The 16,623-nt window shown below is 52.2% G+C and carries 17 protein-coding genes; 13 read left to right on the plus strand and 4 right to left on the minus strand.

Annotated elements, in window-relative coordinates:
- Positions 1 to 45: 45 nt before the first annotated feature.
- On the plus strand, positions 46 to 1,221 hold the full coding sequence (locus tag GHH_RS03575) for a nitrate/nitrite transporter (RefSeq protein ID WP_015374123.1): 1,176 nt from the start codon (positions 46 to 48) through the stop codon (positions 1,219 to 1,221).
- A 243-nt stretch (positions 1,222 to 1,464) separates the two neighbouring features.
- Positions 1,465 to 1,950 carry a hypothetical protein gene (locus GHH_RS19370; protein ID WP_015374124.1) on the plus strand — a complete coding sequence of 162 codons (486 nt, stop codon included), beginning with the start codon at positions 1,465 to 1,467 and terminating at the stop codon, positions 1,948 to 1,950.
- Here the strand turns inward: GHH_RS19370 and GHH_RS03585 are convergent.
- Entirely contained in the window at positions 1,890 to 2,588 is a 699-nt protein-coding gene (locus tag GHH_RS03585; RefSeq protein ID WP_015374125.1) for a Crp/Fnr family transcriptional regulator, read from the minus strand. The genes GHH_RS19370 and GHH_RS03585 overlap by 61 nt on opposite strands.
- 217 nt (positions 2,589 to 2,805) lie before the next feature.
- Between GHH_RS03585 and modB the strand changes: the two genes are divergently transcribed.
- A complete protein-coding gene (gene modB / locus GHH_RS03590) occupies positions 2,806 to 3,468 on the plus strand; it encodes a molybdate ABC transporter permease subunit (protein WP_015374126.1) in 663 nt (220 codons plus the stop codon).
- A gap of 54 nt (positions 3,469 to 3,522) precedes the next feature.
- The gene (moaA, locus tag GHH_RS03595) at positions 3,523 to 4,548 is read left to right on the plus strand and encodes a GTP 3',8-cyclase MoaA (RefSeq protein ID WP_015374127.1); all 1,026 of its coding nucleotides are present in this window, start codon (positions 3,523 to 3,525) and stop codon (positions 4,546 to 4,548) included.
- Between the two features lie 86 nt (positions 4,549 to 4,634).
- Here the strand turns inward: moaA and ric are convergent, their stop codons facing one another.
- Positions 4,635 to 5,342 (minus strand): iron-sulfur cluster repair di-iron protein, encoded by a 708-nt coding sequence (gene ric / locus GHH_RS03600; protein WP_015374128.1) that lies wholly within the window; start codon positions 5,340 to 5,342, stop codon positions 4,635 to 4,637.
- A 413-nt stretch (positions 5,343 to 5,755) separates the two neighbouring features.
- On the opposite strand from ric, the gene glp reads away from it, so the two are divergent.
- From glp to GHH_RS03625, 5 genes are read left to right on the plus strand one after another with little or no spacing between them, the layout of a single operon-like run.
- Entirely contained in the window at positions 5,756 to 7,015 is a 1,260-nt protein-coding gene (gene glp / locus GHH_RS03605) for a gephyrin-like molybdotransferase Glp (RefSeq protein WP_015374129.1), read from the plus strand.
- A complete protein-coding gene (gene mobB, locus GHH_RS03610) occupies positions 7,012 to 7,512 on the plus strand; it encodes a molybdopterin-guanine dinucleotide biosynthesis protein B (protein WP_015374130.1) in 501 nt (166 codons plus the stop codon). Before glp ends, mobB begins: the two co-directional genes overlap by 4 nt.
- Positions 7,509 to 7,976 (plus strand): molybdenum cofactor biosynthesis protein MoaE, encoded by a 468-nt coding sequence (locus tag GHH_RS03615; protein WP_015374131.1) that lies wholly within the window; start codon positions 7,509 to 7,511, stop codon positions 7,974 to 7,976. Before mobB ends, GHH_RS03615 begins: the two co-directional genes overlap by 4 nt.
- A complete protein-coding gene (moaD, locus tag GHH_RS03620; protein WP_015374132.1) occupies positions 7,973 to 8,203 on the plus strand; it encodes a molybdopterin converting factor subunit 1 in 231 nt (76 codons plus the stop codon). The genes GHH_RS03615 and moaD overlap by 4 nt, the downstream gene beginning before the upstream one ends.
- A 5-nt stretch (positions 8,204 to 8,208) precedes the next feature.
- Positions 8,209 to 8,937, plus strand: coding sequence for a YwiC-like family protein (locus tag GHH_RS03625; protein WP_015374133.1), 729 nt, complete (start codon positions 8,209 to 8,211; stop codon positions 8,935 to 8,937).
- A gap of 900 nt (positions 8,938 to 9,837) precedes the next feature.
- Here the strand turns inward: GHH_RS03625 and GHH_RS03635 are convergent.
- On the minus strand, positions 9,838 to 11,505 hold the full coding sequence (locus GHH_RS03635; protein WP_015374097.1) for an IS1634 family transposase: 1,668 nt from the start codon (positions 11,503 to 11,505) through the stop codon (positions 9,838 to 9,840).
- A 284-nt stretch (positions 11,506 to 11,789) separates the two neighbouring features.
- Between GHH_RS03635 and GHH_RS17895 the strand changes: the two genes are divergently transcribed.
- Entirely contained in the window at positions 11,790 to 12,392 is a 603-nt protein-coding gene (locus tag GHH_RS17895; RefSeq protein ID WP_236612586.1) for a DUF6426 family protein, read from the plus strand.
- Positions 12,393 to 12,506: 114 nt separating this feature from the next.
- A complete protein-coding gene (locus GHH_RS03640; protein WP_015374136.1) occupies positions 12,507 to 12,761 on the plus strand; it encodes a hypothetical protein in 255 nt (84 codons plus the stop codon).
- A 566-nt stretch (positions 12,762 to 13,327) separates the two neighbouring features.
- On the opposite strand, the gene GHH_RS03645 is transcribed toward GHH_RS03640, so the two are convergent.
- Positions 13,328 to 14,014, minus strand: a complete 687-nt coding sequence (locus GHH_RS03645; RefSeq protein WP_015374137.1) for a Crp/Fnr family transcriptional regulator — start codon at positions 14,012 to 14,014, stop codon at positions 13,328 to 13,330.
- A 324-nt stretch (positions 14,015 to 14,338) separates the two neighbouring features.
- On the opposite strand from GHH_RS03645, the gene argC reads away from it, so the two are divergent.
- Both argC and argJ read left to right on the plus strand, forming a co-directional pair.
- Positions 14,339 to 15,373: an N-acetyl-gamma-glutamyl-phosphate reductase gene (gene argC / locus GHH_RS03650; RefSeq protein ID WP_015374138.1), complete on the plus strand. Its 1,035-nt coding sequence runs from the start codon at positions 14,339 to 14,341 to the stop codon at positions 15,371 to 15,373.
- Positions 15,374 to 15,390: 17 nt separating this feature from the next.
- Complete coding sequence (argJ, locus tag GHH_RS03655; protein ID WP_015374139.1) at positions 15,391 to 16,623, plus strand: bifunctional ornithine acetyltransferase/N-acetylglutamate synthase; 1,233 nt, start codon at positions 15,391 to 15,393, stop codon at positions 16,621 to 16,623.

Here is a 16,623-nt window from a genome sequence, read left to right on the forward strand (position 1 = left end):
GTACAAACAACGTCACAAATTTTGAAAGTTTGGGAGGGGCTTTTCATGAATAAACAAAAGGCGCTGCTGCCGATTACGACGTTCGCCATGATGTTTTCATTCGCTGTGTGGGCCGTGTTTTCGCCGCTTGCGAGTACGTTTCAACAAATGTACGGGCTGACATCGACGCAAAAAAGCATTTTGGTCGCCATTCCCGTTTTGCTCGGTTCGGTGATGCGGTTGCCGCTTGGCATTTGGACGGACCGGATCGGCGGGCGCAGGCTGTTTTCGCTGCTGCTCTTGTTTCTTGTCATTCCGCTTGTTGGCGCAGGGTTTGCAGATTCGTATGCGATGCTTCTGTTTTGGGCGTTTTTCATCGGCATGGCCGGAACGTCGTTCGCCATTTCGGTGACGTTCGTTTCCCGCTTGACTCCGCCGGAAAAGCAAGGGACGGCGCTTGGGATTAACGCGATGGGCAACTTCGGCACGGCGGTTGCTGCGTTTTCCGTTCCATCGATTGCCGCAGCGTTTGGTGTGCCTTGGGCTTTTTGGGGGATGATCATTCCGGTTGTCGTCATGCTCGTTCTCGTTTGGTTTTTCACACCGGATATGCCGAAACCGAAACAACAAAAAACGGTGCGTGAATCGCTGTCGGTATTGAAATATAAACATACGTGGACGTTGTCGCTCTTTTACTTCGTTACGTTCGGGGCGTTTGTCGCTTTTGGCATTTACTTGCCGTCGCTGCTCGTTGACTTGTATGGGTTGACGCCGGTGGATGCTGGGATGCGCGCGGCTGGGTTTACTGTACTCGCTACGCTTGCGCGGCCAGTCGGCGGCTATCTTGGCGATAAAATCGGCGCTGAACGGGTGTTGACGTTCGTCTACGCTGGAATGACAATCGGCGCGTTGGTGATCGCGTTTGGAATGGAAAATATTTGGGTGATGACAGCGGCTTGTTTGTTTGTGGCCGTGATGTCTGGGCTGGGCAACGGTGCGGTGTTCAAACTCGTGCCGCAGCTGTTCCCAGCCGAAACGGGCGCCGTCACCGGCCTTGTCGGGGCCTGGGGCGGACTTGGCGGCTTTTTTCCGCCGATTGTCATGGGGATCATGAAAGATGCAACAGGTTCGTACGTGCTCGGTTTTCTGCTCCTTAGCTTGTTTACCCTTATTTGCTTCTTGCTGAACCGGCTCGTATTTGGCAAAAAAGCCGGCGAACCGGCGAAGCGGTTCGCTTCTTGAATGGAATACCGTATAGAGAGGCTGAAAGCTTGTTCGCTTTTAGCCTCTTTTTTTATTTGGGCGTGTTTTTCTGTTATTCAATGTGAGTATGCGTTTCACTATTGTTACATGATTAAAATATATTGCTCATTATTTCACAAATCATTCAAACATGGCTGTCTGTTGGTGATACAAATCACCAGGGAAGAAGTGAAAATGCCGTACGTTAAAGGTGTAAATCAAATCATCTAAGGGGGGAGAACGATGAAACAAAGGATGTCTTCGTTATTGTCCGTCGCGTTAGCCGCTTCGCTTCTGGCCGCATGCAGCAACGGGGGAGGAGGAGAGGCAAAGGCGGAAAATAAAAGCGGAACAGCGGCAACTACGCAACAGTCTGCTGCGAACATGTTAGCGGCGCATAAAGGAGTGAACCAAGCACCGGTGCCGTTGAAAATGGAGCGGATCGGTCTGCATGATGTCCGCGTCGAAATGACGGCGCAAATCACTGACATTGAAATTGACAAAGGGAAAACGCATTATACGGCGGTGAAAAGAAACAGAAGTGATTCGCATCACAACCGACAAGAAAAAAAGAGCGTCCGGCGTGCCGAGAACAACGGCCGGCCGGGCGCTTTTTTCATCAGTGTCCTGAGACGGCTCGATCCGTTTTGTTGTCCTTGGCGTTTTGCTCACTCAATGCAGCAAATATCCGCCGGGCAATCTTCACATTGGATTTCCGCTTTCAAATAGTTTAAATCATGAACCGTAATTTTCCCCCGCTTCATCGAGATAATCCCTTCCTGTTTTAAGGCGTTGAGCATCCGATTGACGCTTTCGCGCGTCGTGCCGCAAAAGTTGGCTAAATCTTGGTTTTTCAATGTGACATCAATAAAAATGCTTCCGTCCTCAAGCGGGACGCCATAACTGTTGCAAAGGCGAATGAGCGTCGAGTAAAGCGCTCCTTTTTTGCCGTTCATGATCAAATCGCGAAACTTTGTCTGTGTCCGCCGGGCATGCTTGCTGATCCAGCGCATATATTCAAGGGTAAGGGGCGGATTGATCAGCAGCTGCTGTTCCAGTTCCTCTTTGTTTATGACTGCCGCTTCGCCTGGCTCTATTACCTTGGCCGTCAACAAGTAGCGTGCATCGTTCGTAAACAGCGTCAATTCACCAACGATTTCCCCGCTTCCGCAAATGCGGAAGCACATTTCTTTTCCGTCCGGACAAATTTTGCTCACTTGCACTTTGCCGGAAAGAATCAAGTACAGCTCATTGGCCGGCATCCCTTCTTGGAACAAAAAGGAGTGCTTGCGAAGTGGAATCACTTTTTTCGACGATTGCAACAAAGAACGTAAATGGGGAAAATATCCATTCACTGCAGCTTCCATCGATAGCACCTCCATTCATTCAGCTATTTCTATTGTAAAAATCATCACAGCGAGAGAGAGTGAAAAAAATCACCGGTTACTGTTTTTTGTGCGAGGCGTCACAATTTTTTCTAAATTGGTTTTTCCTTTTTCTATGTTACAATGTGAGTAGCATCACAGCATTCTACTGTTTGTTTTCGTATGGTAAAAGGGAGACGGAACAGAGAGAGGTTCGTCGATGGCAGAGTTTTGGTCACCGGTTTGGTTATCGATAAACGTATCGCTTCTTGCCGGCGTGATCGTCGCAATCCTTGGAACAGCGGCGGCGAGGTGGATGGCGCGCCGCCGGTTTCGCGGGAAGACGGCGATGGAGACGGTGTTTATGCTGCCGCTTGTATTGCCGCCGTCGGTCGTCGGGTTTTTGCTCGTTGTCTTGTTTGGGCGTCATAGCCTAATCGGACAGCTGGTGGAAAGGTGGTTTCACACAACGATATTGTTTACGCCCGGCGCGGCGGTGATGGCGGCGGTTGTTGTGTCGTTTCCGCTCATGTATCAGGCGGCCAAAGCGGGGCTGGAGGCCGTCGACCCCGCCATTGAAGGAGCGGCGCGCATCGACGGGGCGAACGAGCGCCAAGTGTTTTGGCATATTTCGCTGCCGCTGGCCAAACACGCGTTATTCTCCGGAGCGGTGCTGTCGTTTGCCCGCAGCCTCGGGGAGTTCGGCGCAACGCTCATGTTTGCCGGAAACATCCCGGGAAAAACGCAGACGATTCCGACTGCCGTCTATATGGCGATGGAGTCGGGGCGGATGGAGCTGGCGTGGGCATGGGTGGCGGTCACGATTGGATTGTCGTTTAGTTTATTGTCTTGTGCGGCGAAACTAGGCCGTTGGCAGCGATAAGGAGAAGGCCGTTGGAATATCACGCGGCCCATGAAAGGGAAAGGAGGGAGCGCCATGGAAGAGCGCGACCGGATGAAGATCACCGACCGCCTCGCCCGCCCGCTTCGTGATTTGCGGCTGTCGGTCATCGACCAATGCAATTTTCGCTGCGTCTACTGCATGCCCGCTGAAGTGTTCGGGCCGAATTTTCGCTTTTTGGCGGAAGACCAGCTGTTGACGGTTGAGGAAATGGCGCTTTTAGCGGAATGTTTCGTCGAGCTTGGCGTTGAAAAAATCCGCCTGACTGGCGGCGAGCCGCTGCTTCGGCGCGACCTCGATGCGCTCATTGAGCGGCTGTCCATGATTCCCGGCTTGCGGGACGTTGCCCTTACGACGAACGGCATCCATTTGGTGAAATGGGCGAAACGGCTGAAAGCGGCTGGGTTGAAGCGCGTTAACGTCAGCTTGGATGCGCTTGATGATGACATTTTCCGCAAAATGAACGGCATCGGCGTCGGCGTCGCTCCGGTGTTGAAAGGCATTGAAGCAGCGCGCGAGGCGGGGCTTGGCGTCAAAGTGAACATGGTGGTCAAAAAAGGATGGAACGATTCACAAATCGTGCCGATGGCGGCTTATTTTAAAGACTTGGGCATCCCGCTCCGCTTTATTGAATTCATGGATGTCGGCACGACGAACGGCTGGGATTACTCCCATGTCGTGACGAAAAAAGAGATGTACGAGCAAATCAACGCGATGCATCCGCTCGAGCCTGTCGAGAAAGAGTATTTCGGCGAGGTGGCGAGCCGCTACCGCTACGTCGGCACGAACGTCGAAGTCGGCTTTATCGCCTCGGTGACGGAAGCGTTTTGTCAAAGCTGCACACGAGCGCGCATTTCCGCCGATGGCAAGCTGTATACGTGCCTGTTTGCGGCCAATGGCGTGTCATTGAAAGACAAACTGCGCGCCGGCGCGGGGAAAGAAGAGCTGAAGGCGCTCATTACGGCCATCTGGAACCGGCGGACGGACCGCTATTCGGAAGAACGGACGGCGGAGACGGCGAAACAACGGCCGAAAATTGAAATGTCGTATATTGGAGGGTGAAAAAAACGGGAGCGCTCTTTCCGTAGAAGAAGCGATCCCGTTTTTGGTTTATGTTTTCGGAAGTGCGAATCGGCGTCTTTCTTCCTTTAAACCTTCACCGCCGCCAACACGCGCGGGAAGAGGATGTTGTTTTCCAAATGGATGTGGGTAAACAAATCGTCTTCAAGCGCGGCCAGCCGGTTGTAGACGAGGCGATACATGCCGCACGCGTCTTCCGGCGGGGTGAAGTCGTTGGTGATGTCGCGAATGTCTTTGATGAGATCGCCAGCGGCGTCATGCTCATGGACGAGTTCACGAACGGCCTGTTCGACCGCCTCCCGGTTTTCCGGCGACGGGTTGTCGGCAAATTGCAAAATGAGCGGGAACGCTCCCGTTTCCTCTTTAATGAGATGCTGCTCGAGTTCTGTTTTTAACTCATGAAACAGTTTATGCACGCGGGAAAGATGCGGATGGTGCATGCCGTGCACGCGCAACACTTTCGTGACATACGGGCTGAGTTGCGGCAGTTCCTCGTTCAAATAGCGGTGGTGCGTGTTGATGATATGCTCGATCAAGTCGGCTAGCGGAGCTTCACTCCAGTTTCCGGACGGCTTGTTTTGCGCCTCCGCGTAAAGGGTGTTCAGCTCGCGAAGGAGCGCTTCGCCGTCCAGTCCGCGCTCTTCGATGGCCTCTTTTAACGGGCGCTGCCCGCCGCAGCAAAAATCAATGCGCTGCGCTTTAAACAAATCCGCTGCTTTCGGAAAGACCGTGACAATATCGCCAATTAACGATTGTTCGGTAAACCGCTGTTCCATTTCGGATCCCTCCATCACCAAATCGTTACAGCTTCAGCATACCTTGTTTTGGACGCCAACGTTGTGACACATCTCACACAAACGAAAAAAGTGGACAACTAAGGAAATGTGATGAACATCACAACAGTGGCTCCCTTCTTTCCTGTACAATAAAACGGACGATATAAATTGTGAATGCGCTGCATAGAAGATGTGAACGGCCGAAAAAAGAGGAGGAGTCAGCATGTGGCTGCTGGCCAAGGCAAGCCGCTGGGAGGAAGAAAAAGATGATTTTGCAACATATTGATGATGCCAGCGTCGTTGATGAAAAATTGGCCAAAACCATTAAGCAGCTGCAAGATTGGAAATCATTGTGATAAAACGATAAAATGGGCTTAGTGAAGTGAATGAGGGAAAGAAAGGGGAGAACACCGTTGGTCGAAAGACGAACTCCCATTCCCGTAGCGGAAGCCATCGCCCGGGTGATGCGTTACGCTGGGAGAGGAGAAGAGGAGATCGTGCCGCTAAGGCAGTCGTACGGGCGCTATTTAGCCGAGGATTTGCTCGCCGATCATGACGTGCCGCCGTTTGACCGCTCGCCGTATGACGGATTTGCCATTCGCGCCGCGGATTCGGAAGGAGCGGGACTTGACCATCCGGTCGAGTTTGAAGTGATCGAAACGATTGGCGCCGGGCAAGTGGCGAAGCAGCCGGTCGGCCCGTTTCAAGCGGTGCGCCTGATGACCGGAGCGCAAATTCCCGACGGGTGCGATGCCGTCGTCATGCTCGAGCTCGCCAAACAGTACGAGCGGGATGGAAAAACGTATATGTCGATTAAGCGCTCGTTCCGCCCTGGCGACAACATTTCATTTCAAGGGGAAGACGCGAAAAAAGGGCAGCTGCTTATCGAAAAAGGGACGCGCATCAATCCCGGGGTGGCGGCGCTCTTGGCGACGTTCGGCTACGCCGAAGTGAAGGTGGCGAAAAAGCCCCGGATTGGCATTTTTGCGACCGGCAGCGAACTGCTCGACGTCTCTGAACCGCTTGTGCCGGGAAAAATCCGCAACAGCAATGCTTACATGATCGAGGCGCAGGTGTTCAAAAGCGGCGCCGAGCCGGTTTATTTCGGTCAGCTTGCCGATGACCTGGACGCCTGCTTCGCCGCGGTGCGCGAGGCGCTCGATCAAGTGGACATGCTCATTACGACCGGCGGCGTCTCGGTCGGGGATTTCGATTATTTGCCCGCCATTTACGAGCGGCTCGGAGCGAACGTGTTGTTTAACAAAATCGCCATGCGCCCGGGAAGCGTGACGACCGTTGCGGAACGGGACGGCAAGCTGCTGTTCGGCTTATCCGGCAACCCGTCGGCGTGCTACGTCGGGTATGAGCTGTTTGTCCGCCCGGTCGTGCGCACGCGGCTGTTTTCGGCCAAGCCGTATTTGAAAAAAGCGAAAGCCACCCTTGGCGCCGAGTTTCCAAAGCCGAATCCGTTCACCCGCTTCGTGCGCAGCCGGGTGGAGGCGGTCGACGGGCGGCTTGTCGTGAAGCCGGTCGGCATGGACAAATCGAACATCGTCACTTCGCTCGCGGCAGCGAACGCCTTAATGGTGCTGCCGGGCGGAACGCGGGGGTTTGCGGCCGGCGATGAGGTCGACGTGTGGCTTTTGAATGACGATGAGGGATCAAGCGAATGAACGTCTGGCAAGTCGTCGGCTATAAACATAGCGGCAAGACGACGTTGATGGAAAAATGGGTGGCGGCCGCGGTCCGGGAAGGATGGCGCGTCGGGACGGTGAAGCATCACGGCCATGGCGGCGAACCCGCACGGCCCGAAGGCGTCGATTCCGTCCGCCACGAGCGGGCGGGGGCGTCGGCGACAGCGGTCGAAGGTGGCGGGCTGTTGCAGCTGCATCTCCGCCGTCCGCTATGGCGGCTGGATGACGTGTTGGCGCTTTATGCGCCGCTTCAGCTCGATCTCGTGTTGGTTGAAGGCTACAAACAAGAGCGGCATCCGAAAGTCGTGCTTGTGCGCTCCGCGAAAGATTGGGCGTCGCTCCAGCACCTCGCCGACATCCGCGCCGTCATCGCCTGGGAGCCGCTTCCCGAACCGCTGTCACACCCGGTGTTTTTGCTGGCGGACGATGATGAATATATTCCATGGCTCATAAATGAGGTGAGAACGCGAACATGACAGAACCGTTGTTTGTCATTACCGACCGGCCGATTTCGGTCGAGGATGTGATGAAAAAAGTGATGCGTCCGGAAGCGGGGGCGGTCGCTGTCTTTGCCGGCACGGTGCGCGAATGGACGAACGGCAAGCGGACGCTCTTTTTGCAATATGAGGCGTATGTGTCGATGGCCGAGAAAATGCTCGCGCAAATCGGGGCGGAAATTGCGGAGAAATGGCCAGGGGCGAAAACCGCCATCACCCACCGGATCGGGCGGCTTAAGATCGGCGACATCGCCGTCGTCATCGCTGTTTCCTCGCCGCACCGCGCCGAAGCGTATGAGGCGAACCGCTATGCCATTGAGCGGATCAAACAAATCGTGCCGATTTGGAAAAAAGAGCAATGGGAGGACGGAAGCGCCTGGGTGGGCGACCAGCTTGAAACAACGGCGTATCCGTCCGGAAAACCGGAGGTGAAAGAGGAATGATCCGTCTATTGTTTTTCGCCCATTTGGGCGAGCAAATCGGCGAGCGGGAAGTGATGTGGCCGAATGTTCCGGAAACGGTGAAAAAACTGAAAGACGAAGTGGAAGAGCGCTATGGCGTCTCGCTCGGGCGCGTCATGACCGCGGTCAATGAGGAGTACGCCCGCGACGAGTCGCCGCTTCATGCCGGCGACACGGTCGCCTTTATTCCACCGGTAAGCGGAGGATGAGACGGATGGCGAACAAAAGCAAATGGGTGATGCCAAAACAACACGGCGCCTGGGCGATGCTCATCATCCCGTTTTGGCTCGGGGTGTACGCCGGTGGGCTTTCGTGGATTCACGCGCCGCTCTTTGTCGCCTGGCTTGCGCTCTATTTGGCGACGTATCCGCTCTTGATGGCGGTGAAAACGAAGCGGAAAGAGCCGTACGTGCCCGCTGCCGTTCGCTATGGCGCCATCGCCGCGCCGGCCCTGGCCGTTTCCCTTTGGCAGCGGCCGACCCTTGTTCTCTTCGGATTGGCGATGATCCCGTTTTTCCTAGTAAACACCTACTACAGCAAGAAAAAGAATGAGCGCGCCTTTTGGAATGATGCAGCGGCCATCGCGGCGTTTTGCATCGGCGGCCTCGCCGCCTTTTACGCCGGACGCGGGGCGTTGACGATCAAAGCGTTTGAACTCGCCCTGTTTTCCTTCCTCTTTTTCATCGGCAGCACGTTTTACGTCAAGACGATGATTCGGGAAAAGAAAAATGAACGGTACAAATGGCTGTCATGGGGCTACCACGCCTTGTTGATCGTCGGCCTCATCGCCATCGGCGAGCCGTTCGCTGTTTTGGCCTACGCCCCGAGCGTCATTCGCGCCGTCTACTTATACGGCAAGTCGCTGCCGATCATGAAACTCGGCATGCTGGAAATCGCCAACGCGGCGTACTTTTTCATCGCGATGATCGTGCTCTACTCTTGAGCGAACCCCAAACGGGAGGCATCCATGACCGTTTGGGGTTTTCTTTTGGTTAGGCGGTATTGCTTTTTCACTGCACAAGCATGATGTGAAATGGGCGTGAATTCCTTGTAACGGTTTTGCAAAGGGTCGTTTCAAAAGCCTACCTCTTCTTCTATGCTCGTTCTCAAATAAATAAAAATTAGAACATGTCGATTCACTTCAAGTAGACATTCGCTAAGTGTTCGGCTTCCCAGTGGTTCGCGTGGAAGTCACTCAACATGAGTGGGAAATCAATTGTTTTCAATATTCTGGCAATCCTAGTGGTGTCGAAAGCCCTTACGAGACTTCCTTAATGTTGATTTCACCGCTAACATTATGGCCAGGATCTCGTCAGTGCTTTCTCTTTTGTCACTAAATCACAAAATTTGGTGATGAGCCAAAAAACAACTCGATAAAGCTTAAAAATCTTACTTTATGCGACAAAGAAACAAACAATTCAAATTTTTATTGATAATTTTAGTAAAGGCGAAATATAATCTAATTGTAAAATAAAGGTTAAAAAAAGGGGGCGAATAGTTGCCGTCAAAATGTTTCGCGCTTAGAAGGATGGTGAAAAACGAGAATGGCCTGCAAATCGATGGCATTTCATCAGAAAAGAAAGCCGATTCGGCCGCGTTTTTCGAATTGAAAGAGAGCAGGAATCAGCCATATTTTGCGCTAAATCACCAGCCCTTTAGAGATAGTGGGCAGATCGCGTTGCTTGGTTGCTTTTGGAGGACATCATTTTTGTAATTGGAGAGAGGTTATAATGATAAAAGATCTTCTCAAACCCGAGTTCGACAGTGACTAGGCAAACAAAATGCCTCTCGCCCCTTGATACAAAAGGGACGAGAGACATTTGGGCACACTTCGGGCGTGTATCTAGGCGCGAGGATGGATGCCTAGGATCTTCGGAGGAGGCTCCAGCCCTAGAGCCGTAAAGAGTTGCGCTTGTTTGGCCGTCAGCTCGGTTCGTTGATAAAGGTCGCCGTTTTTGGAAGAAAAATGTCCAAGCATAAGACGCTCACATTCATCCCTTACTTTCGGCCACGATTCATGAGTCCGGATCTCTACGATCCGAACTAACAAGAGAGCCAGCCAACTGAGCAGCACATGCGCCCGGATGCGGTCTTCCAAGCGATGATACATGGGACGCAGCTCAAGTGTCGATTTCAACGTCCGAAAGGCCTGCTCGATATCCACCAGCTGCTTATACCCGATGGCGACATCTTCCGCAGACAAGGTATCGTCGGATGTTCGGATGAGATATTTGCCGTCATACTTTTCCGCTTCACGAACCGCCTGCTTGTCGATGCGAAGCGTTCCATCCTTCAACTGGCGCAAGTATTTTCCGTAGGACGGATGGGAACGCAACCGGCAGGTGGCCTTATGATGAGCTTCATTGGGGAGTTGGCGAAGCCCCTCCAACTCCTCTTTCAGCGATTCGAGCAGCGTTTCCCGTTCCTTGCGTTGGCGTTCGGCTTCGCTGGGATTGTACACGAGAACATAGCGCTGACGCGCTTCTCCGTCGCCCACGATGATTTCTTTGATATGCAAGTTCTCGCGAACTTGTTGGTAGCGCCCGCGACGGCTTAGGGCCTCTTCGACGGCGGCTTTGCCGGATCGCATTTTTTCGCCGACAATGTAGTGTCCCCCGGCCTGTTGCAAGATTCGCAAATTCTCTTCAGAGGAAAAGCCGCGGTCCATGACGCTGATCACACGTCCAAGCTTCCAGCCAATCAAGTCTTGTTTCACCTGTTTGATGACCGTCATGTCCATGGTATTGCCAGGCCATACCCAAGCGCGAATCGGGATTCCTTCCCGGGTGACAGCCAGCCCAATGACGATTTGAACCAAATCAGGACGCTTATCTTTGGAAAACCCCTGCTTTCGAAGCGATTCTCCTTCCGGTGTTTCAGAGGGATCCACTTCGAAGTACGACGAAGTCGTATCAAAGTAAATCAAATCGACTTCCAGGTTCAATAAATCGGCCACGGCATGGAACACTTGGCGTTCCAATTCCGGCTGCACAGCCAGCAGCTCATCCATCGCCCGGTATAACTGGTGGCTGGCGACTTGGGGAAGATGAGGGATATGCACGTCCTTCTCCACCCACTCCTCCATCGCCAACTTGCTTGACGGATGAAGGGCACGATTCGCCACCATGGCAAAAATGAGCCGTTCCAACGGAATCTGATGATGTCGGGAGGCAAACAAGGAGTGGAGAATCTCTCCCAATCCCAGTTGTCTCCAGAGCTGATCCAAAAGCCAAGCGCCACCAAGGCGTTTGCTTGATTGAAACTGAAAGTCATCCGATACTTCTCCTGTCAACGTCTCGATTTCCCAAGCCTGCTCAGGAGAAAGGAATCGCGAAATGCTTTTGGCCAGACGCTCCAAGACAGCGCGATCCACCTCGTCTTCGCGCCCAAACGAATAAATCACCTTCGCTTTCGCATATTTGGCCTTCGGATCCCATTCGTTGTGAGCAAGCTGAAGATACGCAACAGTCGTTCCATCTTTGTTTTTGCGTGTGACTCTCCGTATGTACATGCCTATATTATAAACGATATTCGGCTATTTTAAAAGGTTAAATTATCAAATCGTGTGCCTATGAAATTCAGCGTTTTTTTCTAGGATCCGCATCGTGAAATCCTTGATATTACAGCATTTTGACCATTTTCATTTGCCTAAAATGGCCTCAAAACTGTCGAACTCGGGTCAAATCAATCCTTTCTTTTTCGTTAGTTTTCGGTCTGTTGCTGGGTGGCAGTATCATCGCTTCTGCCGAAGAAGGGACTTCAAATGCAGGATGTTCACTCAGTAGCAAGACGAATGTGACAGTAAATGGGTTTTTAGATAGAGCGAAAGAATCGAGTGTGATCGTATCTCAAAGCGGGAACAAGGTGATTGAAATAACAGACCTAGAATTTCTTAAAAGATTAGAAACTTCTGTTCCTGGACCAAAAGGGAAAAAACTAGTTGGGGTTTCAATCGCATACACTCAAGCACAAGAGTCATCCCTTCCAGGGGATCGTCCTGTGGTGACTCCACAATTAGGAACGGGTTATTATCTAAAAAACATTACTACTAGTGAAGCATGTGGAACAGAAATAATAAGACAATCTACTTTTAAAGGACCATCAACAGCTACCATGTCTATAAAACAAGGGGTTTCTGCCACATGGTCATCGAACACAAATATAAGCGCTGAAACAGTTTCGGCAGCGTTGGGATTTAACGTAACAAAATCTTATGAAGTTACAGACACTTATCAAATTCAAGTTCCAGCAGGAAAAACCTATACCATAATAGCTAGACCGTATTACAAAGTTTATAACTTTGAAGTTTGGTACGACCCACTTATTGGATGGGATTCTAAAGTAGGGTATGGATATGCCGCTAAGCCTGTAGGGGTATGTTTTTATTACTATGAGTAATGTTCTGTGTTCTGTTATTTATAGTAATATTGAAGCAAGTTTCCTGATGGAACTTGCTTCTGTTTTTGTGTTTCGTTTAAGCATAACGGATAGTTATAAAAAGGAGGATGCAAAATGAATATTTTAAAAAGCCCAAACAAAATGAAGTTTGTTTCACTCGTTCTTTCTCTCATCGGATTGTGGTTGATGTTAAATAGTCCCGAATTAGGGAGTCGTTCTGCTTCATCCTGGGTTCGATCCATGGGGGGATCTGTGGATTCTCAAGAATATTTGCAAATGTTAAAAGAATATATAAGCACTTATAAAACGCTGGGGGGGATTTTTTTGTTTGTGGGCTTGTTTTCTTTTCTTAACAATCATCATCAGTAAACATCGTATTTGCCTGCAGGGCAACGAGAGGTCTGTATTTGCGCATTTTTTGTTATCTTTTTTAACATCTTTTCGAAAGAAGTCTCCCACCGCAAGGAACGCGAAGGGTGTAACTCAGTGAGTAGGTGGGAGATGAATGTCGGTTGGCGTTAGCCAACGAATAGGATAGAATATGGTTAGAACGGACACCTTCCGAACGAAGGGAAGCGTAAAGGGTTCTTGTGTGTGGCTTACCGTTCGGCGAACGCACACAAGTCGCTTGAAGCCCCCACCTCTCAGCGAAGCGTAGGTGGTGGGTAGTTCACTGGAGACGATGGCCGTCTGAGTTGGATGGATCGGGATATGGTGAAGTAAGGTGCGGTGTGAATGATTGCTCCGAAAAGAGCAAAAGGGGCTGACTCAAAAGCCCCCTTTTTGGTGAAATTTAACCGAAGTATGTGAAAGAGACCACCTCTGAAACCCTTGGTTTTACCGGGTTTTTCGTGGTGGCCTGTTTTTCCATGTCGCCCTAAATAGGAACATTACCGCTCTTTTCGGTCAGCTCCTTTTTTTGCCGCACCCGCCCGTCAGTCAATGCGGCACAGCTCGGGCGGGCAGCCTTCGCAGGCGATTTCGTCGCGCAAATATTGCAAGTTGTGGACGCAAATTTTTCCTTTTTCCACGGAGATGACGCCTTTTTTCCGCAAATCGCCGAGCATGCGGTTGACGACTTCACGGGAGGTGCCGCAAAAGTTGGCGAGCTCTTGGTTCGTCAGCGGCACGTCGATCAAAATGCCGTCTTCCTTCATCACGCCGTAGCTGTTGCACAGACGGATGAGCGTTGAATAGAGCGCTCCTTTTTTGCCGTGCAAAATGAGGTCGCGGAATTTCGTCTGCGTTTTGCGGAAATGGAGGCTCATCCACTTCATCAACTCGATCGCCAGCGTCGGATTGTTGGCGAGCTCTTGTTCGAGCCTTTCGCGCGGAATGGCGGAAACGACGCTGTCTTCGAGCGCTTTCGCCGTCAGCATGTAGCGGGCGCCAGGGCAAAACAGCGTCAGCTCGCCGATCAAATCGCCCTCGCTGCAAATGCGCAGCGCGAGCTCCCGTCCGTCCATATCCATTTTGCTGATTTGGATTTTCCCCGATTGGATATAGTAAATATCGTCTGCTTTTTCCCCTTCTTGAAACAAGTACGTTCCCTTCTCAAGGCGAAGATCGCGCCCAAGCGATGTAAGCCACTTCTGCCATTCACGAGATTCAATCTCGTTCATCTGATCACAACCTTACGTAAAATGTATCGCTATATAAAAGTGTACAGGAAAAAAGAGGGAAGTCAATATAAGGATAGTGGAAAGATTGAAAACTTGTTGAACATCGGTGGAATCGTTTGTGAAAGTCTTTGCATCCCGAGAACATGAGGGCGATGGAGTCAAGGATGCACCTTGGCTGCCGGGACAAATCGGTATTCGTTTCCCATAGACGGAGGGAGGGGCAAGAAAAAAAATCCTTGAAAATTATTAAATATACATTTGATTTTATTTTTATACAGTATTATAATGAGAACTACATGAGGCATACGGGTGAGGGGGAACATGATGAACGTAGCCATTATCGGGGCGACGGGGTACAGCGGCGCGGAGTTGTTCCGCTTGCTATACGGGCATCCGCATGTGAGCCGTTGCGACGTTTTCTCGTCGTCGCAGGACGGGGTTCATGTATCGGAAAGTTTCCCGCACGTCGGTTCGGTCGATGGTGCGGTGTTGCATAAACTTGAAATCGAGGCGCTTTCCCGTTACGATGCGGTCTTTTTCGCCACGCCGCCCGGGGTGTCCGGGGAGTGGGCGCCGGCGCTCGTGGATCGGGGAGTGAAAGTGATCGATTTATCCGGGGATTTCCGTTTGAAAGACGGAGCGGTGTACGAACAATGGTACGGGCGCGAGGCGGCGCCGGCGGAATATTTGCAAAAGGCGGTGTACGGGCTGACCGAGTGGAATCGGGAGGCGGTGCGCGAGGCCGTGCTCCTATCCAACCCGGGCTGTTATCCGACGGCGACGCTGCTTGGCCTGGCGCCGCTTGTCAAAGAAGGATTGATTCAGGAAGATTCGATCATCGTTGACGCCAAGTCCGGCGTATCGGGCGCGGGGCGGAAAGCAGGGCTTGGGACGCATTTTTCCGAAGTGAACGAAAACGTGAAAATTTATAAAGTGAACGTCCATCAGCACATTCCGGAAATTGAGCAAACGCTGCAAACGTGGAATGAAGCGATGGAGCCGATTACGTTCAGCACCCATTTGATTCCGATGACACGGGGCATTATGGCGACGATCTATGCGAAGGCGAAACAACCGATTTCGCCAAACGACTTGGTAGATTTATATAAAACAAGTTATGAAGGTTCGCCGTTTGTCCGCATCCGTCAACTTGGACAGTTTCCAGCGACAAAAGAAGTGTACGGCTCAAATTATTGCGACATCGGCCTCGCCTACGATGAACGGACGGGACGGGTGACGGTCGTGTCGGTGATCGACAACTTGATGAAAGGCGCTGCCGGGCAGGCGGTGCAAAACTTCAATTTGATGATGGGGTGGGATGAGGCTGAGGGCCTCCACTCCTTGCCGATCTATCCGTGAGGGAAGGGGAACGAACAATGACAGCAACGAAACAAACGGCGCAAGTAACGGTGGTCGCCGATGGAACGGTCGTCACGCCGAAGGGATTTCAAGCGGCTGGGGTGCACGCCGGGCTGCGCTATTCGAAAAACGATTTAGGGGTTATTCTATGCGACGTGCCCGCTTCGGCGGCGGCGGTGTATACGCAAAGCCATTTTCAGGCGGCGCCGCTCAAAGTGACGCAGGCGAGCCTCGCTGTAGAACAAAAATTGCAGGCGGTCATCGTCAACAGCGCATGCGCGAACGCCTGCACCGGCGAGCAGGGGCTTCGCGACGCCTATGAAATGCGCGAGCTGTGCGCGAAACAGTTTGGCCTGGCGCTGCACCATGTGGCCGTCGCTTCAACGGGCGTGATCGGGGAATATTTGCCGATGGAAAAAATTCGCGCGGGCATCGAAAAGCTTGTTCCAGGGGCGACGATGGCGGATGCTGAGGCGTTTCAAACGGCGATTTTAACGACGGATACGGTGATGAAGCGCGCCTGTTACCAAACGACCGTCGATGGGAAAACGGTCACCGTCGGCGGAGCGGCGAAAGGGTCGGGGATGATCCATCCGAACATGGCGACGATGCTCGCGTTCATTACGACCGATGCCAACATTTCTTCGGCGGTGCTGCATGATGCGCTCCGGTCGATTACCGATGTATCGTTCAATCAAATTACCGTCGATGGCGATACGTCGACGAATGACATGGTTGTGGTGATGGCAAGCGGTCTTGCCGGAAATGACGAGCTGACGCCGGATCATCCGGACTGGGAAAACTTTTATGAGGCGCTGCGGAAAACGTGCGAAGATTTGGCGAAGCAAATCGCCAGAGATGGCGAGGGGGCGACGAAGCTCATTGAAGTGCGCGTGCGCGGCGCGAAAACGGATGAGGAAGCGAAAAAAATCGCCAAGCAAATCGTCGGCTCCAACTTAGTGAAAACGGCCGTTTACGGCGCGGACGCCAACTGGGGGCGGATCATCGGCGCGATCGGCTATTCGGATGCCGAAGTGAACCCGGACAACGTCGATGTCGCCATCGGGCCGATGGTGATGCTGAAAGGAAGCGAGCCGCAGCCGTTCTCGGAAGAAGAAGCGGCGGCGTATTTGCAACAAGAGACGGTCGTCATTGAGGTCGATTTGCATATAGGCGATGGTGTCGGCGTTGCGTGGGGCTGCGATTTGACATACGATTATGTGAAAATTAACGCCAGCTATCGGACGTAA

It is taken from the genome of Geobacillus sp. GHH01 (assembly GCF_000336445.1).
In the GTDB taxonomy this organism is placed as follows: Bacteria; Bacillota; Bacilli; order Bacillales; family Anoxybacillaceae; genus Geobacillus; species Geobacillus zalihae.

Coding starts and splice junctions, on each gene's coding strand:
- GHH_RS03575 (WP_015374123.1), top strand. CDS start 46: ATGAATAAACAAAAGGCGCTGCTGCCGATTACGACGTTCGCCATGATG.
- GHH_RS19370 (WP_015374124.1), top strand. CDS start 1,465: ATGAAACAAAGGATGTCTTCGTTATTGTCCGTCGCGTTAGCCGCTTCG.
- GHH_RS03585 (WP_015374125.1), bottom strand. CDS start 2,588: ATGGAAGCTGCAGTGAATGGATATTTTCCCCATTTACGTTCTTTGTTG.
- modB (WP_015374126.1), top strand. CDS start 2,806: ATGGCAGAGTTTTGGTCACCGGTTTGGTTATCGATAAACGTATCGCTT.
- moaA (WP_015374127.1), top strand. CDS start 3,523: ATGGAAGAGCGCGACCGGATGAAGATCACCGACCGCCTCGCCCGCCCG.
- ric (WP_015374128.1), bottom strand. CDS start 5,342: ATGGAACAGCGGTTTACCGAACAATCGTTAATTGGCGATATTGTCACG.
- mobB (WP_015374130.1), top strand. CDS start 7,012: ATGAACGTCTGGCAAGTCGTCGGCTATAAACATAGCGGCAAGACGACG.
- GHH_RS03615 (WP_015374131.1), top strand. CDS start 7,509: ATGACAGAACCGTTGTTTGTCATTACCGACCGGCCGATTTCGGTCGAG.
- moaD (WP_015374132.1), top strand. CDS start 7,973: ATGATCCGTCTATTGTTTTTCGCCCATTTGGGCGAGCAAATCGGCGAG.
- GHH_RS03625 (WP_015374133.1), top strand. CDS start 8,209: ATGGCGAACAAAAGCAAATGGGTGATGCCAAAACAACACGGCGCCTGG.
- GHH_RS03635 (WP_015374097.1), bottom strand. CDS start 11,505: ATGTACATACGGAGAGTCACACGCAAAAACAAAGATGGAACGACTGTT.
- GHH_RS03640 (WP_015374136.1), top strand. CDS start 12,507: ATGAATATTTTAAAAAGCCCAAACAAAATGAAGTTTGTTTCACTCGTT.
- GHH_RS03645 (WP_015374137.1), bottom strand. CDS start 14,014: ATGAACGAGATTGAATCTCGTGAATGGCAGAAGTGGCTTACATCGCTT.
- argC (WP_015374138.1), top strand. CDS start 14,339: ATGAACGTAGCCATTATCGGGGCGACGGGGTACAGCGGCGCGGAGTTG.
- argJ (WP_015374139.1), top strand. CDS start 15,391: ATGACAGCAACGAAACAAACGGCGCAAGTAACGGTGGTCGCCGATGGA.